The 23,396-nt window shown below is 28.4% G+C and carries 13 protein-coding genes, 1 tRNA gene and 1 riboswitch; of the genes, 9 read left to right on the top strand and 5 right to left on the bottom strand.

The features are described from left to right. The first annotated feature begins 127 nt into the window (after positions 1 to 127). Positions 128 to 218: transfer RNA gene (locus AC1RP9_RS01735), tRNA-Ser, on the top strand. 78 nt (positions 219 to 296) lie between these two features. Here the strand turns inward: AC1RP9_RS01735 and AC1RP9_RS01730 are convergent. Both AC1RP9_RS01730 and AC1RP9_RS01725 read right to left on the bottom strand, forming a co-directional pair. After that, complete coding sequence (locus tag AC1RP9_RS01730) at positions 297 to 851, bottom strand: inorganic diphosphatase (protein WP_481822663.1); 555 nt, start codon at positions 849 to 851, stop codon at positions 297 to 299. Positions 852 to 928: 77 nt separating this feature from the next. Continuing rightward, positions 929 to 2,119, bottom strand: coding sequence for a phosphoglycerate kinase (locus AC1RP9_RS01725; RefSeq protein WP_481822662.1), 1,191 nt, complete (start codon positions 2,117 to 2,119; stop codon positions 929 to 931). Between the two features lie 168 nt (positions 2,120 to 2,287). Next, positions 2,288 to 2,404: riboswitch (FMN riboswitch) on the top strand. A gap of 25 nt (positions 2,405 to 2,429) precedes the next feature. On the opposite strand from AC1RP9_RS01725, the gene AC1RP9_RS01720 reads away from it, so the two are divergent. From AC1RP9_RS01720 to rbfA, 8 genes are all read left to right on the top strand, one after another. Next, the gene (locus tag AC1RP9_RS01720) at positions 2,430 to 3,446 is read left to right on the top strand and encodes a nicotinate phosphoribosyltransferase (protein WP_481822661.1); all 1,017 of its coding nucleotides are present in this window, start codon (positions 2,430 to 2,432) and stop codon (positions 3,444 to 3,446) included. A gap of 180 nt (positions 3,447 to 3,626) precedes the next feature. Then, positions 3,627 to 3,866, top strand: coding sequence for a DNA adenine methylase (locus tag AC1RP9_RS01715; protein WP_481822660.1), 240 nt, complete (start codon positions 3,627 to 3,629; stop codon positions 3,864 to 3,866). Continuing rightward, positions 3,866 to 5,602, top strand: coding sequence for a Dam family site-specific DNA-(adenine-N6)-methyltransferase (locus AC1RP9_RS01710; protein WP_481822740.1), 1,737 nt, complete (start codon positions 3,866 to 3,868; stop codon positions 5,600 to 5,602). Before AC1RP9_RS01715 ends, AC1RP9_RS01710 begins: the two co-directional genes overlap by 1 nt. Positions 5,603 to 6,010: 408 nt before the next feature. Further along, on the top strand, positions 6,011 to 8,518 hold the full coding sequence (locus tag AC1RP9_RS01705) for a DNA cytosine methyltransferase (RefSeq protein WP_481822659.1): 2,508 nt from the start codon (positions 6,011 to 6,013) through the stop codon (positions 8,516 to 8,518). A 4-nt stretch (positions 8,519 to 8,522) separates the two neighbouring features. Then, entirely contained in the window at positions 8,523 to 9,788 is a 1,266-nt protein-coding gene (locus tag AC1RP9_RS01700) for a hypothetical protein (RefSeq protein WP_481822658.1), read from the top strand. 152 nt (positions 9,789 to 9,940) lie between these two features. Further along, positions 9,941 to 10,897: a DNA (cytosine-5-)-methyltransferase gene (dcm, locus tag AC1RP9_RS01695; protein ID WP_481822657.1), complete on the top strand. Its 957-nt coding sequence runs from the start codon at positions 9,941 to 9,943 to the stop codon at positions 10,895 to 10,897. A gap of 6 nt (positions 10,898 to 10,903) precedes the next feature. Further along, entirely contained in the window at positions 10,904 to 11,653 is a 750-nt protein-coding gene (locus AC1RP9_RS01690) for a hypothetical protein (protein ID WP_481822656.1), read from the top strand. 83 nt (positions 11,654 to 11,736) lie between these two features. Next, the gene (rbfA, locus tag AC1RP9_RS01685) at positions 11,737 to 12,075 is read left to right on the top strand and encodes a 30S ribosome-binding factor RbfA (protein ID WP_481822655.1); all 339 of its coding nucleotides are present in this window, start codon (positions 11,737 to 11,739) and stop codon (positions 12,073 to 12,075) included. A 60-nt stretch (positions 12,076 to 12,135) separates the two neighbouring features. Here the strand turns inward: rbfA and AC1RP9_RS01680 are convergent, their stop codons facing one another. The 3 genes from AC1RP9_RS01680 to AC1RP9_RS01670 all read right to left on the bottom strand — a co-directional run bounded on the left by AC1RP9_RS01680 (position 12,136) and on the right by AC1RP9_RS01670 (position 23,383). Continuing rightward, a complete protein-coding gene (locus AC1RP9_RS01680; protein ID WP_481822654.1) occupies positions 12,136 to 12,771 on the bottom strand; it encodes a hypothetical protein in 636 nt (211 codons plus the stop codon). A gap of 95 nt (positions 12,772 to 12,866) precedes the next feature. Further along, on the bottom strand, positions 12,867 to 14,561 hold the full coding sequence (locus tag AC1RP9_RS01675; protein WP_481822653.1) for a hypothetical protein: 1,695 nt from the start codon (positions 14,559 to 14,561) through the stop codon (positions 12,867 to 12,869). A 239-nt stretch (positions 14,562 to 14,800) separates the two neighbouring features. Further along, positions 14,801 to 23,383, bottom strand: a complete 8,583-nt coding sequence (locus tag AC1RP9_RS01670; RefSeq protein ID WP_481822652.1) for a hypothetical protein — start codon at positions 23,381 to 23,383, stop codon at positions 14,801 to 14,803. Positions 23,384 to 23,396: the final 13 nt, after the last annotated feature.

Raw genomic sequence — 23,396 nt, 5'->3', positions numbered from 1 at the left:
CTTTTTTGTCTAATAAAATATAAATATTTTAACTTTTTTTCAACACCTCAAAAAATATTTAAAAGGGTATTAAATTTTATTCTTTTGATATCTCTTTTTTTTAGGTATAATTATAAAGCTTAAACGTGGAACAGTACTCAAGTGGCTGAAGAGGCGGTCCTGCTAAGACTGTAGGGGAGGCAACTCCCGCGGAGGTTCGAATCCTCTCTGTTCCGCCATTTTTTTATGGCATTTTGTTTTAGTTTTCATACCTTAAAAAAACTACAGAATTTTGCAAAATTCTGTAGTTTTGTTTATTACTTAGTATATTTTTCTGGGTGCTTTTCTTGCATTAATTTAATGAATTCTTTTTTATCCATTGAACCATATTGATTCATTAATTCAACACATTCAGCATATTCATTAAGAGCTCATTGAGTATCTTCAAAACCATTTACACTGGTAATTCCGACACGTTTCCAGTTTTTGTATGTGCTAAAAAATTGTTTCACTGTATCTAAAAATGGAAGTGGTAAATCGTCAAGTTCCTTGATGTGATCTAAACGATAATCATCAGCATGTACTGCGATTAATTTAGTGTCAGTTTCTCCATCATCAATCATTTTCATCGCTCCAATAATTCTTGCTTTAAGCATTGAGCCAACAGCAAATTGTTCTGATGAATACACAAGCACATCAAGCTCATCACCATCCCAGTCAAGTGCGTTAGGAATAAATCCATAATTAGCTGGATAAACAAAATCACCTCTTAAAATACGATCAACTTCAATTTGTCCAGTTTTGCGATTGTATTCATATTTAATTCGTGAATCTTTTTGAATTTCAATTTTTACGTCAATTATATTTTTCATAATTTAAATAATACATTAAAGCATTTATTTTTTGCAAAATAAAATCTAAACCCAAAGGTTTAGATTTTAATCTTAAATTAGAAACTTTTTTTCTGAATTGCTTCAATTCCTGGTAATTTACGTCCTTGGAGCATTTCTAAAATTGCTCCTCCACCAGTTGATACATGTGAGAATTTATCTTCCATTCCAAGTTTTTGTACCGCTGCTACCGAATCACCTCCACCAACAACTGAATAAACTCCTTCAAGTGAAGCAATCATTTTGCACACTTCTAATGTTCCGTTTTTAAAGTTATCAAATTCAGTAACTCCAACTGGTCCATTTCATACAACGGTTTTAGCACCTTGAAGCACTTCTTTGAATAATTCAATCGATTTAGGACCAATATCCATTCCCATAAATCCTTCTTCAATTCCATATCCTTGAATTTCGGGTTGCACATTAGCAAATTCACGAGTACATAAGTGATCAAGAGGCAAGACGATTTTATCACCATATTTTGCAAGAAACTCTCTTGCTAGTTCAAGAAAATCATCTTCAACAAGCGAATCACCAATTGAATAGCCTTGAGCTTTTTTAAAGGTATATGCCATTCCTCCACCGATAATCATTTTATCAGCGATTTTAGCTAGGTTTTCTAAAACTTGAATTTTATCTGAAACTTTAGCACCTCCAACAATAGCCACATATGGATGTTCTGGTTTGTCCATTGCTTTATGCATTGCGAGCATTTCTTTTTCAACTAAATAACCAATTGCTGATTCTTTAATGTATGTGCTAATCCCAACATTTGAAGCATGTGCACGATGACAAGTTCCAAAAGCATCATTAACATACACATCAGCAAGTGAAGCTCAATATTTTCCAAGTTCAGGATCATTTTTACTTTCAGCTTTGTTGTTTAAATCTTCATAACGAGTATTTTGAAGTAAGACTACTTCCCCAAATTCCATTTCGTTAATAGTTTTTTCAACAACTTCACCTTTAGTTGCTTTAACAAAAGTAACAGTTTGATTTAATTGATTTGCTAATTCAACAGCTACCGGAGTTAAATCACGCTTTGGTAAATCCTCTGGTGTTTTAACTCTTCCTAAATGTGAGAGTAAAATAACTTTAGCATTTTCTGACACAAGTTTTTTAATGGTTGGCACAACAGCTTGAATTCTTTTAACCGAAGTAATTACACCATCTTTAACTGGAACGTTTAAATCAACTCTCACTATTACCTTTTTACCTGATACCGAAATATCATTAAGTGTTTTAATCATAATTTTTCATCCTTTAAGTTGTAAATATAATTATTTAATCATTTAAATTTTAACATTTTAAATTTTTAAGTGCATTAAATCATTGTGTAAAAATTCTGCTTTTTTAATCCTAATTTTGTTGAAAAAGCAATTTTAGCTAAGAAAAAGTTTATAATACTTATACAAATTAATAGGTTTCCTGACTTAGTGAAAATCTAAACCGGAAGTAATAGTCTTTGTACTTTTTTAAGCACGATTAGGTGGAATTCCTAAACCGACAGTATAGTCTGAATAAAGAAACAAAATAGTCGGAAACTCCAAGGAGTTTTCAATGTTAAATAAAGAAAAATATATTGCAAGTTACTTTGCAAAAACCAAAGCAATATTGCAACAAGAACGTCCAAATAATATCATTACTATGCAATTTTTCCAGCGAAAAGACGATGCAATATTAGCCGGAATAAATGAAGTGCTCCAGTTACTCCAAGAAGAAACTGATACCAGTAAATATATTGTTAAGTACCTCCCAGAAGGTTCTCATATTAATAGTCTGGATGTAGTGTTAGAATTAATCGGTCCGTACCATGAATTTGGGATTTGAGAGGGTTTGATTGATGGAATTTTATCCCGAAATACTTCATTAGCAACTAATATGTATCATTGTAAAAAAGCAGCCAAGCATAAAGAAATTATCTTTATGGGAGATCGAGCTGACCATTATATTAATCAAGAAATTGATGGATACGCTGTATCAGTAGGTGGAGCAAAACTAGTTTCCACATTAGCTCAAAAAATGGGATTAAAAATCCAAAATGATGAACAAGTATTTGGTTCTATGCCCCATGTTTTAATCCAAGGATTTGGAGGTGATGTTGTTCAAGCAACGCAAGCTTATCACAAGCACTTTCCAAATTCAAAATTAATTGCTCTGGTTGATTATAATAATGATGTAATCAATGATTCGCTTAAGGTGTGAAATGCACTCGGAAATAAAGTTTGAGGTGTGCGAATTGATACATCTAAAAATATGGTCGACCATATGTTTGATAATCAAACACCACAATTTGGTGTTAATCCTGAGCAAATTATTCGTTTGCGAAAAGCACTTGATGATGCTGGAGCAAATGATTATAAAATCGTTGTATCAAGTGGGTTTAATCCACAAAAAATTCAACAATTTGAAGCTTTACAAGTTCCAGTAGATTATTATGGTGTTGGTCAAAGTATTTTCAAAATTAACAACTCTTTTTCAGCTGATGCTGTTATTTTAAATGGACAATCACAAGCTAAGGAAGGTAGAAAATACAATGCCAATCCTAAATTAATTACTTACTCTAAAGCTAAATAATTACATTTAAAACAATAAAAATTTAAAGAGACGAAATTTCCGTCTCTTTGTTTTTGTTGATAAAAAGCAAAGTGAATTACAAATTATCAAATATAAATTGTAATTATGAAGATACACAATTTTTACAATAAGAATATTGGTATAATCCTTTTATTAGCTTAAAAAGATGGAGGTTTTAACGTGAATTATTATGAGACAAAAACAACTCAAAAATCACAAAAATTTGACGATTGTCACGATTGTTCACGTGAAAATCAATTGCATATTTCAAATAGAAGATATTTGGGTTCTAAACAAAAATTATTAAGTTTTATAAATGAGATTATTGAGCAAAATACATCAAATATTTCAACTGTGGCAGATCTTTTTGCTGGTACTGGAGTTGTGGCCAATTTATTCCGTTCTAAAGAAAAAAAGTAATTGTCAACGATATACTTAAATCTAACTTTGTCGCTTATCAAACTTGATTTGGAAATCAAGAAATTGATATTGATAAAATTACACAGATAATAGACCAACTTAATAAAACCCAAGTTTCTCAAGATAATTACGTTTCAATTAATTTTGGTGATAAGTATTTTTCGTTGCAAAACGCAAGAAAAATTTGATATATTCGTCAAGAAATTGAAAATTTTCAGCTTAACGAACGCGAAAAAGCAATTCTACTAACTTCATTAGTTTATGCTATAGATAAGGTTGCTAATACATTTGGACATTATGATACATATCGAAAGAAAATGGATACAGTTCAAGAGATTGTTCTTAAAATACCAAGACTTGAAAAGAACATTAGACATGAAATTTTTTGCAAGGATGCTAATGAATTAGTAAGAGAAATATCAGCAGATTTAGTGTACATTGATCCACCTTACAACTCAAGACAATACGGAGATGCATATCATGTTCTTGAAAACATTGTGAACTGAGAGCAACCTGAAGTTGTCGGTGTTGCTAAAAAAATGGTTAATAGAGACCATATTAAATCAATGTATTCCAAATCAAAAGCGCCCTTAGTTTTTGATGATTTAATTCAAAATATTAATGCTAAATATATCTTGGTTTCTTATAATAATATGGATCAAAAAGGAGCAAGTCGTTCAAACGCTAAAATTTCAAGTGACCAAATTTTGCACAGTTTACTAAAAAGGGGTTCAGTCCAATTATTCGAAACTCCTTTTAGGGTATTTACAACTGGGAAAACACAAATTCAAGACCATAAAGAATTGTTTTACTTATGTACAGTAAAGAAAAAGAAAGAATATATTCAATCTCCGATTAATTATTCTGGTGGAAAATATAAATTATTAAACCAAATCCTTCCTTTTTTTCCTAAAAACATTGACACTTTTTATGATGTATTTGCAGGTGGAGCTAATGTTGCAATAAATGTTCAAGCAAACAAAATTATTATTAATGATATCCAAAAACCATTAATCGAGCTTTTCAAATACATTAAAAACAATGATATAGATAAAATGCTAGTAAAAATTCAGACCTTAATATCTCAATATGTTTTGTCTAACACTCAAAAATTTGATTATAAATATTACAAAACCGATTCTTCAGTTGGACTTAAATTAATTAACAATGATGCTTATTTAAAATTAAGAAAGGATTACAATAATCAGGTTTTTAAACCGAATAAAAATTTAATGCTTTATCTTTTATTAGTATATGGATTTAATAATCAAATTAGATTTAATAGTTCTGGTCTTTTCAACACCCCAACCGGTAAAAGAGATTTCAATTTGAAAATGCAAAATAAATTAATTAATTTTTGAAAAGCTCTGCAAAACAAAAATATTGAGTTTATGAATAAAGACTTTATAAATGTTCTTGAAAATATTAATAATGTTAATGATTTTGTTTATCTTGATCCACCATACTTAATTTCCTTGGCAAGTTATAACGAAAATGGTGGTTGAACATACGAAGATGAAATTCAACTGATTATGCAATTAGATAAACTGAATGAAAGAGGAATTAAGTTTGCTCTTTCTAATGTACTTGTCCACAAAGGTTATATGAATCTTACTTTAACTAAATGGGCACTAGGTTGTAAGATTCATTTTTTAAATTTTAATTACAATAATTCAAATTATCAATCCAAAGCTAGTTCTCATGAAACAATAGAAGTTTTAATTACTAATTACTAAAATTTTTGGAAGTTTGACATTTAAAAAAGGCATGAATATTTCTTTTAACTCTTAAAATCAGAAATTTTTTGCGTAAATAAAAAGTATTTTATCTTGATTAACAAGCTTAAAGTGCTATTGGTAAATTTATTTTTTTATTACTGTAATAAAAGCAAAGTTAAATTAAAAAGACTTAGCTACTCAAAATACAGAATTAATTTCCTTAAATAATTTTTATCTAATTTTCGTTAATTGTACAAAACTTAGAAAATGAATTTTAACTTTAAGGGTTGATCAACTAATTATATTTTTGTTATAATTAGTTAAAAATTATTAATTTGTTTTTTTAAAACAAATTAATAATTGTTTTTATTTATAAAAGTTATTGATAATATAAATAAATTTTATTTAATTAAACGGAGGCAAAAAGTGATTAAAAATAAACCAACATATATATCATTATTTTCCTCGGCCGGAATTGGATGTTATGGATTTAAAATGGAGGATTTTGAGTGTATCGCTACAAATGAACTAATAAATAAAAGATTGCAAATTCAAAGGATAAATAATAAATGTAAATATGAATCTGGTTATATAAGTGGAGATATCACTATTGAACAAACAAAAAAGAAAATTTATGATGAAATAAATTTATGAAAAAGAAAAGGAAACGATAGAGTTGATGTTGTTATAGCCACTCCCCCGTGTCAAGGAATGAGTGTAGCGAATCACAAGAAAAAAGATAACGAAATAAATAGAAATAGTCTTATAGTTGAAAGTGTAAAAATTACAAAAAAAATTCTTCCTAGATTTTTTGTTTTCGAAAATGTTTCTAGTTTCTGAAAAACAATGTGTAAATACAATGATAAAACTGTGTCTATTGGCGAAATGATAGAATCGGAATTGTCTTCTGAATTTTTAATTGAAAAAAAGGTTTTAAATTTTAAAAATTATGGTTCTAATTCTTCGAGAACAAGAACACTTGTCATTGGTGTTCACAAATCCGAAAGCGAGAATATTATACCGTTAGAATTATTTCCAAATTTCAGAAAAGAAAAAACCTTAAGAGAAGTCATTGGTAATATGTCAATACTTAATTGAGGTGAATATGATAAAAACAATTTTTATCATAGTTTTCGAGAGTACCCAATTCACATGAGAGACTGAATAAGTGGTATAAAAGAAGGTCAAAGTGCATTCGATAATATTGAAGATTGAAGAAAACCTCACAAAATTTTAAATGGACAAATATTAATTAATAAATCTAAAAACGGGGACAAATATACAAGACAATGTTTTGACAGAGTTGCACCTTGTGTTCACACAAGGAGTGATCAAATAGCAAGTCAAAATACAATTCACCCGACACAGGATAGAGTTTTTTCTATCAGTGAACTAATGAAAATGATGACAATTCCAGAGAAATTTAAATGATTAGATTTATCTTTAGAAGAATTAAATTCCAAATCGAATGATGAAAAGAAAAAAATATCAAAAAAAGAAGAATTAAACATTAGACAAAGTATAGGTGAAGCTGTACCGACAGAAGTTTTTAGACAAATAGCAGAAAACATAAAAATATACTTAAATAAAGAAAAAATAAGTATAAAAAATATAAAGAAATTAATTCAAGATGAAGAATTATATAAAATTAGTAATTTAAAAAAATTTGTTAAAAATAATAAGAAAAAAATTTTGTTTAATAATTTAACTAGAATTATTGAATTATCGAACACAAAAAGACAATTTAATTCTGCGTTTTATACACCAAAAAAAGTATTAAACAATATAGCATCTTATCTTCCTGATTTTAAAGAAAAAGAAATCTCAATCCTGGAACCATCTGTAGGTTCAGGGAATTTTTTACCAATTATCTTTAAAAAATATTCGCATATAGAAAAAGTTAAAGTTGTTGTTGTTGATATCGATTCAGATATAATTGATATTTTAAAAATAATATTCGATAAAGGTGTTGTGCCTGATAATTTTGAAATCGAATATGTTAACAAAGATTATCTAATGACTAATTTTGAAAATAAATTTGATTTAATAATAGGAAATCCACCTTTTACAAAAATGAAATTAGATCAACTCAAAAACTATAAAAAGACATTTAATTACAGCAATAAACTTTTTAATTTGGCTGGTCTGTTTTTAGAAAAGGCGTTAAACGATTCTGAAAATATATCATTAATATTACCTAAAAATTTATTGAACACTGCAGAATATACAGAAACGAGAGATAAATTAAAAAAAAGAAATATAAAATCTATAATTGATTTTGGTGAATTAGGTTTTAAAGGTGTGCTAATTGAAACAGTTAATATAATTATTACGTCTAAAAAAACAGAAAATATAGTTATAAAATCAATTACTAAAAATATTGAAATAAACCAGAAAAAAAACTATATTTTTTCAAATGAACTTCCTTATTGGGTGATTTACAGAAACAACTTTTTTGATAACGTTTATAAAAAATTTATATTTAATGTTTTCTCTGTTTTTAGAGATCGACAAATTACAAATAAGATTCTAGTAAATAAAAAACAAAAGAATCAAATAAGAGTAATAAAGTCTAAAAACATAAGTGATGATGGTTCTCAAATTATAAATATTCCCGATTATGATTGCTATGTAGATGAAGAAATAGCTAAAAAATTAACAACTTATAAATTCATAAATGAAAAAAATGTTTATTTAGCTCCTAATATGACTTACTATCCAAGACTTTTAAAAAAGGAAATTGGTTATATTACAAATGGTTCGGTAGCGATATTACAAAAGAAATATGATTTTGTATTGAACGAAAGACAAAGAAAATATATTTCTAGTAATGAATTTAGACAATTTTATTCAATTGCCACGAACTTTCAAACACGATCACTTAACATAGATAATATGAGTGTTTATTGATTTGGAATTAATAAGGAATTGTAATAATATGAATATATTTAGTGATTTTTTAAATCAACATGATTATGATGTTAGAAAAACTAAAGACGCAAGGTGAATAGATCAAAAATGCACCTTTGATGTTCTAACTATAATTGCCGATTGTATAATTGAATATACAGAGAAAAATGACACTGAATTTTGTATTTCAGACATATGATATAGCGAATATTCAAGAAGTAATGTTATAGAAATTTTTTCTAAACCTGATCCAAAGTTGAAAGCATCTAATGAATATGATAAATATTTTGGTCAACCAATCAAATTATTGTCATATAGCAAAATATTATTAACAAGAAAAGAAAACAATAGATATTACTACAAAATTCATAATAGAGAGCTATTATACTTTATCTCCTTAAAACCTATAAATGCACTAAACTTTTTGTGTGAATATATAACTAAAGTTTTGAAAGATAGTGATTTGTACAAATATTTTGAAGACTTTTTTCAATTACAAAATAAGGAATCTTATAAAGAATTAAGAAATAAATTTATTCAATTTACAATAGAAAATACAAAAATTAACAAAGAAACAGAATGTGGAAGAATATTTACAAAAATTATTAATCCTTTGTCTTTTAAATTAAAGAAATTGGGTACCGAAAGAGGTAGAATATCATCTAAAATTATTACATTAAGTGATTTACAATATAATAGATTTAATTGAAGAGATGAATTAAGCGGAAAAGGTAAATCGTTAACCAGAGAGGAATATGAACCTTCGATAAATCAAATTAAATCATGAGCTCTTTCTAAATATGCAGTCAATAAAGCTAAAAAGGTTGTTAAAAAATACAACGAAAAGTATTATCGCTCTCTTTCAGAAGTAGCACAAAAAACAGAATTTCTTGAAGCTACTCAAACTCATCACATTTTTCCTCAATCTATTTATCCGGAAATAGCAGATTATGTTGAAAATCTTATTTCGATAACCCCTAATCAACATTATTCTATGGCTCATCCTAATAATAATACACAATATATAGATAAAGAATTTCAATATATCTGTATATTAGCAAAAACCAAAAGAATAATGGAAAATTTGTCCTCTAATTTTCTTCCTAAAATTTATGATTTTGATGATTATAAACATGTTTTAAATATAGGTTTGGATACTAACGAATTTTCAGAGGTGAAATTTTTAGACTTTCCGACTATAATAAATAAAATTGATTATTTTTTCAGTAAATTTATTGATGATAATAAATATAAATATCTTATAAATGATAATTCTATTCCGAGAATAAAATAGATACTTTTAAATTAATAAACCTGGACACACCCCAATTTGCATGTCCAGGTTTAAATGTAAAAAAAATATTCTGTATAATTAAAATAAAGTGTTTTAGACACAGGAAAACCTAAAAAAATACCTGGTTCTTAATTAGAAAATAAAGGAAATATATGTTGAAATTTTTTGATTTTTGTTCAGGAATTGGTGGAGGAAGAATCGGGCTTGAAAAGAGCGGATTAATTTGTGTTGGACATAGTGAAATAGATAAAGTAACTGCTCAAACATACCAACTTTTCTTTGATGATAATCAAAATTATGGTGATGTTACTAAATTGGATATTAGTCAACTTCCTGATTTTGATTTTATGATTGCGGGTTTTCCTTGTCAAAGTTTTTCAATTGCAGGAAAACGTACTGGTTTTAATGATGAACGTGGTTTAATAATATATTCATTAATTGAAATTTTAAAACAAAAGAATATAAAATATTTCATCCTAGAAAATGTTAAGGGACTTGAAAATCATGATAAAGGAAGAACATTTAAAATAATTAAATCTAAACTTGAGGAGATTGGTTACAATGTTTATGCAAAAGTTTTAAATAGTCTTAATTTTGGTGTTCCTCAAATGAGAGAAAGAATTTATTTGGTTGGTTTTAAAAAAGAATATGATAATGGAAGATTTACATTTCCAATTAAACATTCTTCCGATAAACCGTTTAATTATTTTATAGATCAAAATAATGATTTAGAATTAGACATTAACAACCCCACTTTTCAAAAATATTTAGCAAATAAATATAATCAAAATAAATATACTAATGAGCAGATTTTAAACTTAGAAAACTATGTTATTGATTGGCGCCAATCAGATTTAAGGTTTTATGAAAAAGTTTTTCCAACACTAAGAAATGGTCGTCATGGTTTACTATATATTAAAGATAACAAACTAATAAAAGTTAATGGATATGAAGCACTATTATTACAAGGTTTTCCTAAAAAAATTGCTCAAAAAGTCAAAAAACATCAATTAAACAACAATAAAATATTGTCTCAAGCAGGTAATGCAATGACTGTTACTGTTATTGAAAGTATTGCTAAAGCAATGCTGAAAAATATAAACAGATAGGTGAATATGGATAAAATTAGTTTGGGTTCTAAAACTGCAAAAGAAGGTTTTAAAAATGAAAAATACATTGTCGAAAAGTTCAATAATTGACAAAACGATAAACAAGCTCAAAATTGATTGTCGATAATGCAATATCAATTAGATAAAATTAAATATTTAAAAGCGATTGTGATTAACAATGGATATAAGGTAGATATAAATATAAGAATTCAAATGTTTTCCGAGAAAATCCTAAAATATGAAAATATCCAAGTTAAATTAGTGAGCAATAAAAAAGGTTTTAATCAAGTTGATAAAAGATGATTGAAAAGCTATCGAGAATTGTGAAATATTCCTTTAAATGTATATCAAATATTACAATACTTTACTGGTGAATTACCACCTTATAAGCTAGATACAAGAGACAAAAGAAGGATGTTTATTGATGAATTTTCTCAGAGCGAAAGAAGCTTATTATTAGATTGATTGAACAACAATAAATTGCTAATAATATCAGATATATTGAAAGGAAGAGGAGAATTATCAGCAGAATGAGTTTTGGTTGCACAAAAAGTAAATCAGGATTTTAAATGAGCTTTAAAAGATATAAATCAGGTAATTAATAACTATCTATCTGATGGAAAAGTTAAAATCAGTCCTAAAGGTTCTGTAAAAATTGGAAAAGTCACAATGCAGAGAAAAGGTGGAGATAACGGTAGACCTACAGCGAATATGCTTCAATTTAAAATTGATCCGACAGAGCTTTTAAATATTTAATGTTTAATTTATTAAACTTGTATTTATTTTTTAATACAAGTTTAATAAGCATCATTATCTTGATAAATAAGTATAATTAAACTATGAATAACGTGAATTTATCTCGTAAAGAATCTCAAGTCATGCAACTAGTTGCTGATATTTTAGCTCGTGATATTAATAATGTCAATGTGGTTGATCCAGTGGTGGTGGATGCAAAGCTTTCTGCTGATTTATCGCACCTAAAAGTATTTGTTTCGCTAGCTAAAAGCACTAAAAAAGGAATTCAAGCACTCAATAATGCTTCTGGATTTGTTCGTTCCATGTTAGCTAAAAGTTTAACATGACGTAAAGTTCCTGTAATTACTTTTGAGCTTGATCAAGTCACTAACCATGGAATGAAAATTGATGCTATTTTAAATCAACTCAAACAAGAAAAATAGTTCAATTAAAAGATATAAAAAAAACTGAATTAGTTACTAATTCAGTTTTTTAAATATTATTTAATTTTTATTACTTACTAAATACTTGGTTCAATTCTTTACGTATTTAATTCCAAAAATTTCACATTGTTCTTTTACAATTTGATCTCATCTTTGAATTGTTTTAGTTTGAAACAACATTCCATCATTTGGGTTAGTGAATCCTGCCATGACAATTATGTAATGCAATAAACAATGTTCTTCAAAAGAAACAATTAATGATAAACCTTGGTGATATCATTCTTCATTTTGAATAATTATCGCTCCACTAACAACAAATTCATGAATATGATGACGCTGATATTTTCAAACACCTAATTCATCAATCTTTTCGTTCTGAACATAATCTTTAATATGCAATTCACTATAATTTTCAAAATTAGTTAACCCATATTTACTTTTAAGTTTATTTAATAATTCTACGTAAGTAGATATTCAAGGATTTATTAAATCAAGGGTACGACCTAATTCGAAAAAATAAGTTCATTTTTTATTTAATTTTTGAATTTCTTGTTCTTGGGCTTGAACGTAATCATTTAATTCTTTGATTGTTGTCTCTTTGCTTAATAATAAAGATTCATGCTCTTGGATTATTGTTTCTCGCTGAGCTAATCATTCTTCAAGTTGTAAAATTCTTCTTGTTTTTCTACCTCACATACTTAAATTATAAAACCAATTAACTAATAAGTGATAAATTATCAAACAAAAACAGGATTGCTCCTGTTTTTGTGATTGTATGTTTTTAGTTTACTTTATTTTAAGATTTCAGCATGACGATTTTTAGCTTTATTAGCAACAATAAATCTTCAATCATTTCATCTTCAGGTTTTGGTTAATTGCACTAATTGACCATCTTTATTGTAGTAACTTTCCGGTAAGGTACGAATAATAAAGACTACGCTAGCACACACAAGAATGAATAGTGTTAATCCAATGGTAGCTCCAACATAATGTCTATGTGGGTCTTTTAGTGGAAGAGCTGAGTTTTTACCAAGATCATAAATAACAGTATTACTTGCGTCAAAAATAGTGTAAATTAAATATCCAAATCCTCAGATAAATCCAAAGATTAAAGCAATATAACGTTTGTCAATTTCTTTAGATTCATGTGGGAGTACAAGAGTAATTCCTGAAGCACCTCAAGCAAATCCACCACCAATAAAGGTAAATAAAGCAATTAAAACCATTCCAGTAGTACTTGATGTTCCTAAAGTAGCAGCAGTAATAACTACTAAAACAAGGAAAAAGACACTTGCTGAATAAGTTAAAGTTAAAAATGCTTTTCGTTTGTAAATGGTTTTAGCAAAGGCGGCAATACAGCTAAATCCAAATAATAATCCTAACACTCACACTAAACCTAAAAAGGCCGCATTAAAGGTGAAAGGTCCACCTTCTAATTCACCTTCAAATCCAAGAGGACTAATTTGTTTTAATGCATTTCAGTATGTTCCTGTTAAAGGAATAACAACAAGAATTAATCAAATTCCAAACATTGAGATATATTTTCAAGTTGTTTTTTTAGATAATAATCCCTTAATATCAAGTTTTTCATCACTATCTTTTTTAGCTTGTGGTCAAAGGTGTTGAATTGGTCTTGATAAAAAGAAGAATACTACTAAGTTGGTGAAGATTAAAATTAAGGTTCCTAACACAAATGCTAATCAATAGGTTTGTGCAAAAGTAGTAAACGAAAGAAAAAGGAATGGAAGAAAGGTAACAATAACCCCCCCATTAAATCCTCATTGGTTTGAGTTATTTAATAATGATTTGGTTCGATCAGATTTCATAGTTGCAATAATTGGTTGCGAGTATGCAATCAAGGTGGTTCCACCTACAGCTACAAAGGTTCTGAAAATGATAAATAATGAGTATCCTGCAATTGAAGAAGAAGTTCCAATTACTTTTCCATCAAGTCCAACTACAGCTTTAGCAATACTTCCATCAGCAAGCATTAAAGTCCCATCTTGTAAGTCTTTAACTGGTCCGAGTAAATCACCAGCTTTAGCTCCAGTTAATGTCACACCAGCTTTTGCTACTTCGCTTGGATTATAAGCACGAACTAGTGTTAATTGGTTCGAACCACCAAGTGGTGTTCCGATAAATAAAATTGGAAATGATAGTAACATAACAGCAATCATAAAGATAACTGCTTTACGGTGTCCCCATTTTACAACTAAAATCCCTGAAAGGATTGAACCGACTACCCTTAATAAAGTAATTGTCCAATTAGTTGCTCCATTAGCAATTTGCCCAGCTGATTCAACAAAAAAGCTCGAGCTTCATCCAGGATTTAGAGCAGCTGATCCAATTGCAGTTGGTTTTCCACCTACCTTAGCAATAATAAATCAGTCTACAACGAATAAAAGATATCCAAGCATAACAATCATCCACAGGATGATTGATTGTTTTGAATAATCTTTGGTTTTGGTTTGTTCTAAGTTATTCAATTTATATAACCTCTTTTTAATTTTTATATTAATTACCCAATACTTTAATTAGATTAATTAATATACTAAAATTATACTTAAGTTTTATGCTTTTCCCTGTTTTTAACGCTGAAATATCAAAACATTTCCACATTTTGCTTATTATTATTGGTTTTTTGTTTCTAAAGCTAGTATATTGCTGAAATTATTAGTCAAAAAAAACAAGAACAAAACCTTTTGTTCTTGTTTAGAAATGGTTATTAACGAATTTTAAATCAGAATTTATTGATTAAAGCTGAATATAATGAGTTTCGAGCTGAAGCTTTAACTAATTGATTTCCTGTGTTTGCAAAATCACGTGTAGGAACTGGTCTTAAGATAGTAGTAGATGGATTATTTGGATCAGTTCGATACACAGTACTTTGTCCACCTGAAATAGCATACACTGGATTTCCTCCTAGAGCTGTATTTCTCGAAGTTGGAAGTCAATGGTCTGCATTAGAATTGTCAAAAATATTACCATTAAATGAGGTGAAAATTGAATAAGCTTTTGATAATTCTTCAGGTGTTGGACGATAATTAGCTGGATTATTCCCAAAACTATTTGCTAGATTAGTTAAAAATGTACGGTCAGAAGCTCTTAAATTATTATTGTTTTTGTATTGATTTACAGCATTTAAAAATTCTTGTTTACTAATCACAAAGAGTGCATTTTCAATTCACGAATTATAGAAATACACTTTTCTTGTGCTTGGATCATAATCGATATTAAATGAATATAAGTTTAAATTAATTCCAGTTGGAAGATGATCAGGGGCAGTTTCTCATCATCTATTTCCATTATTGTAAATGTTAGCAAACCCCGATCCACTACCACGTAGAATAGCATCATATCATTCAGGTTTATTAGTTAAACTAGGGTCAGATTTACCAGCTCCAGGAAGTCCGGTTACAAATCCACCGTTTAATTGTAGGAAAGTAAATCCTTTTTCATTATCAATAGGGAGAATATCTAAAACTTCATAATCTTTAGTTGAGGTCAGTGATAAATTATAAGTAATCGGAATTGATAATTGGTTTTCAAAATCAAATCCATATCTTCGATTAGCTAAATTACGATTATTTTTATCTAAATAAGCACTTAAACGAGCACGATTATTATTAGTGGTATATCTTACATTAGTAAGATTTGGGTCCTGGGTACTTGTTAAACTATTAATATAGTTATTATTTGGAGTGATTATATCAGTGTTTGGGGTTGTGTTTTGGCTATTTAATCCGAAAATAGCTGCTTTCATTTTGTTGTACACTTTGGTAATAACTTGCTGTTTAGTTTGGTTGTTTGTGGCAGCGTTATTTGAAGCTTGTGGAATATTTCATCCAGCTTCATCAACATCAATCACTTCAAGTCGAGCTCTTGTTCCAACTTTGTTGCCGTCAATAAAGATACTTGAAGTTTCACCTGGAATTTCAATAGTATCTAACGTTCTAAAGGTTATAACTACATCTTTAACAATTTCTAAAGGTCCAATATCAGTATTATTGGATTCATATGAATAAACAACTTTAGCTTTGAGTGATTGACGGTCAACTTCATCTTGAGTTTGTATAACTGATTCAAATCATCCATTTACACTGAATTTTTGAATATATACTTTTAATTTGAGTGGTGAAAAGATTGATTTAACATCACTAGCATCTTTGACATCTTTGTCGGTAAAAGCAAATTGATCAAACATTTCAAGGAATAAATTATTATTATCAATTTCGACTTTATTGAGTGGGGTTGCTCCACCACTTGCTCCAGGTCTTTGTGGAGCTGCTGATGCAACAATGTCATTAAATCTTTGTTCAAATTTCTTTCTAGTAAATTGAGCATTAGTACTAATAACTTTGTATTTTTTATCAAATTCAGCATCAAGAGTTGCATCAAGTGGTTTAAAGGTATTGATTTTGCTTGGATTTTGTTCTAATCCAGCATTTAATAACATTTTTTTATTACTTGGTTGTCTGATTCAATCTTTATATTCAGTTAATTTTTGAATCAATTGAGATATTTGACTTGGTAATTGAGAAATTGAATCAATGCTTGTAAAGTCAAAAGTAGCTGCATCAGTATTAAAACTATTAATGAAATTTCTCAGTTCAGTTTTGAAAGTTTCAAGAGCAGTCTTAATTGCACTAGTGAATGGAGAAGTTTGTGAAAAACGAATGTTTTGGTATAAATCAGCAAAGACATCTTCGAGTGGATTAAAGGTTAATGCTTTGGTTAAGGTGTTTTTAATGGCTGTTTCAAAAACCAATAATTCTTTATTTAATTTATCAACTAGAGTCGCAAAGTTAGCAAGTGATCCAGCATCGGTTTTTGATTTGATTAATTGATATTGGGCTAGCACACTTTGATACTCATTTTTAAAAGTATCATATTTATTTTCAAGTTCTTCAGCTTGATTGTATTCGTATAAGTTTTGAGTTCCACTGACTGAATTGGTTTTTAATTGGTCTAAAGTACTGAATAAATTAGTATAAAATCCTAACGGATTACCTTGATTTCCATCTCCAAATTTTTCTGCAAATTTATCTTGAAGACTAGTTGTAAATTCATTGAAAACATCCAGGTAATTTCCACTAATAATTCCAACTAATCCATCAATTTTGCTTGAATAATTGTTAATATTACTAAAATTAGCACTTAAAGCATTATCAATTAAGTCTTTCAGACCAACAATATTAGTATAAGAATCATTACTTAAATTTGAACCAGAACGAACTGCGGTTTGACCTGGAGCAAAAGCATTAACATAATCGTTAACAGTGGTTTGAATATTTTCAACTGCATTTTTTGCTTTATTATATAAATCAAAAATCTGTAAATTAGCTACTGATTTAGCATCAGCTAAATAAATATTTACTTCAGAATAAGTTAAATTATCCTTGTTATTATTAGCGGTTGTAAGTTGATCAATTCCTTTTTCTTGGAATCCTTCAACATATGTACTACCAGCAGCAATGCTTGGACTAGTTAAATCAAAGAATGTTTTAATTTCATTATTAGAATTTAATTGTTCAGTAATTTGATCCTTTTTAGCTTGAATTAATGCACTAATATTAGCTTTAAGTGAGCTAAGAAGTTGAATTTTATTTTCTTCATTATTGTTGGTTTGTGAAAGTTTAGTTAAAACACTATTAGCTCCAGTAGTTAAATTATTAATTTCATTAAATTTAGTGGTAACTGTAGCACTATCAAGATTTGCATCTTTTAACGCAATAAAAGTTAATGCACGATTATATTCTTTTTTCAGATTAATTGCATTTTCGAGTACATATTTAATCAATTTATTTTTAGCATCTGCAGTATCGCCTTGTTGAACAGTTCTGAAATAAGTGTTATATAAGTTGCGAGCATTTGAATTTGGGACATTAAATTCATTTTTAAAGGTATCTAATTTAGCTTGAATAACATTTTTTTCATTTTGTTCAAGAACAGTATCACTACCAAGTTGGTTTTTGACATTTTCATATTCTGAAAGTAATGTTAATTTAAAGTTTTGATCTTCAATTTGAGTACTAAGACTTGGAATAGAATCATTTCCGGTTTGATTCATTTTTTCAGTATTATTAAAGTAACTTTTAGCTTGAGTAATAAGTGCTTGAGCTTGGGTTTTAGCTTGAGTTACTAATGAATCATTGCTAATAACTTTATTAGCAGTATCATTTAATTGATATGCTTTTTCAGCTAGTGTTTTCAATTGATCTAATTTGCTATTTATTATGGTCACTTTAGCTCTAATCTGATTCAATTGACCTAGATTATTTGGAGCATCATTGAATGTTTTACTGTTATTATTTTGATTATCTAAAGTATCTAAGAATGATAGTAAATCATTTTTTAAATCATTATGCACCAATGCAGTAAATTGAGTTTGTTTGAGATTCTCGATTTGAGTATGAGTTTCTTTACGATATGTGTTTCGCATTAAAATACTTTGAGTTTGAGTGCGCACTTCTAGTGCGATTTTTTCAGCAAGAGCATTATATTCTTGAGCGTTTTTAGTATTAGCACTGGCTAAATCAAATAAATCATTAACTGAATAAGTATTCCCAGCTTGTTTTCCGAGTACAGAATTAGGATAAGGATTGGTTCTTGGAATACTATGTCACACTAATGAAAGAATATCATTTAAATCCACAATTGAAGTCGCTGAATTGCTTGTAGCTAGATTATTGGCTTGAGCAAGAGATTCATCATCAGCGTTAATAAGATCTTTAAACGAGACAGCTTTAGCACTAAGTAAAGTAATTTTATCTACAGCAGCTTGAGTATATTCATCATTATTTGCAACTGTTTCAAAACTCTCTAAATAAGCATTAATTTCAGCTCGTTTACTTGATCCGGGTTCATTATTAAGGTTTTGGAGATTAAATGTAGCTTTATTAAGAATAGTATTAATGTCGTTTAATTTATTAGCTAAATCACTTGAAGCGGTTAATTTTTTACCAGTAAAATCAATTTTGGTACTTAAATCAGTGTAAAAGGCAACATTATTTCCACCTTGAGTTGGTTGAGCTTTAAAGTAGCTATTTTTAGCTTGAGTATTAAAAGCTCTGAGTTTAGATGAATAAGCATTAACTAGATTTGAATTGTGAGTATTACTATTAGTGGTGAGAATATTTTGTGCACTAGCAACATTTTTAGCTAGACTTGCAAGTGCAGGAACTTCATCACGAACATGATCAACTTGAGTTGAAAGTTGGTTTAATTCATCTCTAGATGTGCTAGTTTTAGCTATGCTTTGAGCATTATCGAGATAGGTTTTTAGTTTAGCGTTAATATCAGTATCATATGTAGCACCGAGTGCATCAGTGAGTATTTGTTTAATACCCTTAATTCCAGTATTAGCACCATCACTATCAAGTTTATTGATAATCCGTTCTCTAATTTCTTGAATAGGTGCTTCATTATCAAAAGTAGTTTTTAAATGTTGGTATTTAGAATCAATTTCATCATAAGTATCAGAAATAGCAATTAATGAACTTTCAGTATCGTTTTTTAGTGTTTCAATTGAGGTTGTTAAATTAGTAATTCGACTTGGAGTTTGACTAACAAAATCAGCAATTTGTTTTTGTAAACTAAACAATTCTACAAAGCGATCAATTTTTCTTTGAATTTCTTTTACATCACTTAAGCTTAAATTGTTTGAAGCTAAAGAAGCTTTAAGTGAATTGTCAAAACTAGTAAGTGAAGATTTGATTTTATTGTGTAAATTGGTACTTCCAAAATTTGCTTGATTAGCAGTATTCTCAAGATCTTTAAGCTGATTTAGTATATTGTCTTTTTCAAAAGCAATTTCTAATTTACTTGCATATGTTTTAATATCATTAGTGTCAACAAAAGGTTTTTGATTGATAGTTTTAGCATTTGCATATTCATTTTTTGCAACATTATAATAAGTAGCAAAACTATAGTGTGGATGAACACTTGAAGACTTAGCAATATCAGCATCGATTGAAACTTGTTTAGCATCCACAGCATCAATTGCTTGATTAAATTCATTAAGTAAATTAATTTTTCTAGTTTCGTAAAGCTTTATTTTAGCTTCAAACTGAGTTTTGTGAGAATTAATTTGGTCAACAGTTAAATTGTTATCAAAAATAATTGTATCAATTTGTTGATTGGTAGTACTAATATCACTTTTAAGAGGTGAGTAAATTTTTCAATCTTTGTTAGTTTCAAAAATAGCTCTGAGTCTGCTTGCTACGTCTAAAAATTCTTTTTTAGCTTGAACAACATCCTTAACTTTACCTAAAGCTTTAGTTTTAGCACTAATTGTGCTATCTTCATCTCCAACTGATAAATCATTATTACTGAGAACTGAAGCAACATAATCAGCTAATGACTGAGTGGCATTAGTTCCATTATATTGATTATAAATATCCAATAATTGTGAAGACAGATCAGCTAAATCTCTTAAAAGCTCCATTTTTTGACCAGCTTGTTTAGCGAGTTCTAAATTAATTTGAGCTTTTTGAACATTAGCAAAATTGTTAACGTTTGAAAGTGAGTTATTATAAATAGCATTAGCTCCACCAGTTTGTGTTCTAGCACTTGCTTGAATATGCTCATTGATTTTTTCGATTTTTTCTTGCTCATAAACAAGTAAAATTTCATCTCCACGTTTAAAGAGTTCACCATTTTCAATTTCAAACGCTTGAGCATTTGGAATAATATCTCCACTGTTTAATCGAGCAACTAATTGATCGGCTTTAACAATTTCTGCTTGACCAACACTAATAGCTTGATTAGTTTTATTTCCAGTATATTGAGCTGAAGTTTTTTCAGCAATAATTTGTAATAAACGTTTTTTATTCAGTTCCATTTCATATAAATGTGGAACAATATCAATTAATTTATTAGCCAATGAAATTGAATTATTAGTACGTTCTTGGTCGGAAACATCTTGAGCATTTCGAACCAATTGATTGTATTTATCCAATAATGTGACTGCTCCAGGACTAGAAAGGTCATTGTGGTAATTATTATCAATTGCACTTTTTAATTGAGCAATTTTTTGCTCAAGTAAAATCTTAGCATCAGCTTCATTTAAGTCTTTGAGAGCTTTTGCTAAAACTTCATGTGCTTGAGCGATTTGTTCTTTGCTAGCTGATGGATTAGCGAATAATTCATCAAGCTGTGAACGAGCTCTTTCCACTTGGTCAATAAATGGTTGGAAGAAAATAGCGTTTGGATTCGTTTGTTTTTCTTTAATGGTTTGTTCAGCTTGTTTATCAAGTAATGAAAGCGTACGGAAATCACTGGCTGTATCAGTAAGACTTTGTAATTTACGAGCAATGCTTTCAATTTTTAATTCAAGTTCAGCATTGTCTTTTCCATTATTAATTTGTGCACGGAAATCATCGAGTTGTTTTTTATAAGAGTTGTATAAATCAATCCGTTTTTGCTCACGTTGGCTAAATACGTATGAAGGATCATTATTTGAAAAAGCTTCTTTCAAATAATCATTGGTGAATTTTGAATAATCTTCAGCACTACTTTGTTTATTTGCATTGATTAAATTTTGAACTTTAATATTGTAAAGTTGAATTTGTTTAATTAAATCAATCGAAGGAATTGGATTAAAATCTTCCACCATTGGTTGTGAAGCTTGATTTAATTTTTCAGCTTCGTCAATTACTATTGCATTAATTGGTTTATTTAAATTCTTAACAATTCGAATTTGAGTATCAAGTAAAGCAATTAATTGTTTTAAATTAGTTTTTAAAATGTTTCTTAACGCTTCGTTTAATTTATTTTTAACCGCAGTTAAAAAAGGAACAGTAACATTACTTGAGTAAGTTTTAATTACCTGGTTTTTGAGCTCATTGAGTTGATTTTTAATATCTTCATTACTAAATTTAAAGTTCTTAACTTGCTCAATTTGTGATTGAATTAGTTTTAATTCATTATTTAGATAGGTTAAATCTTCAAGCTCTTGAGTTTGAGTGTTGTAAAAAGCAAATAACTCATCAGCAAGCTGTTTGGTCGGTAAATTGCGGTCAATAATCGCTTGAATTTGTGAATTGATTAAAGTGGCCTTAGTTTTATTGATAATGTTATTTTCTAATGTCGAATTAGTTTTTTGAGTTAATTCTTGAATTAATTGATCCGTGAATTTTAAAGCATAAAATTGACTAAATAAATCACTTTTAGCAGAAATAAGTTCTTTTTTGTCGTTAATATTGGTTACCTGAGTGATTAATTGATTAATAACGTCTTTATTAAATTTTAATAATGGATTGAATTGATTAACATAATCACTTAATTCACGAATAACTTGCTTAATTTCTGAAACAGATTTTTGGGTATCTGAAATTTGTTGATAAAAGGTAATAACACTATCATGAATTTGTTGAATATTAGCTTTAGTTAAAGCTAAATCTAAGTTAATTTTAGTTGAATTAAGGAATTTTTTAACATTATCTTTTTCGGTTTGATTATAAGCAGTATTGTTTACATATGGTTCAATTTGTTTTAAATACTGATTGATTTCATCAATTTCTCGTTTTGAGGTATCAAGAATTTGATTTAGTTTAGACACTTCTTTATTAGTATCTTGTGAAGCAATTTCCACTTCGTTTAAACGAATATCAGCACTAATAATCCGTGAATATAAAGGATTTAATGATGAAACAACACCTTTTTTGAGTCCTTGAAATGGAAGAGTATCAATTTGATTTGAAGTTTCTTCAAGCAATTGAATAAATGGTTTTAATTTCTCGTTTTGTGAAACAACTAAATTACTAATCACACTAGAAAGATTTTTTAAATATTCTTGTTTTTGTGCATTATCAGCACTATAAAGAACATTAAAGAATTTTAAAGTTTGGTCTTTTTTGTGTTGAGTTAGTTGTTCTTGTAAGTCACGTTCACGAATTCTTGCTTCTTGATTAAGGATAATTTTCGATCAAAAAGTTGATGGTTCTTGGTCTTTAAATTCAAGTTGGTTGATGTAATCAATATAAAAATTAAAAGCAGTTTCTTGAGCTTTATCAAGGATAGCTAGTTTTTCCAGTAATCCTTTATCTCTTGAATTTCATTGTTCTTTAGCTTGTTTATAAGTATCAACGATTTGTTGTTTTTCTTCTTGAGAAGCATTAATAAATGGAGAATAAAGTCTGAAATTATTTTCACCTTCAAGGAAGTTTCCATATACTGTTAATCCATTGACCTGTTCCTTTGAGTGAATCATAAATAATGTCGCACCCAAACCCACTGCCGCTGGAGCTGTAATTAAGGATGAAATTAGAATTGCTTTTTTAATATTAGTTTTTTTAACTTTTATCATGATTATCTCCTTA

Source organism: Mycoplasma sp. 3686h (assembly GCF_056781225.1).
The sequence above is the reverse complement of the archived record's forward strand: the minus strand, read 5'-3'. Positions and strand labels throughout refer to the sequence as shown.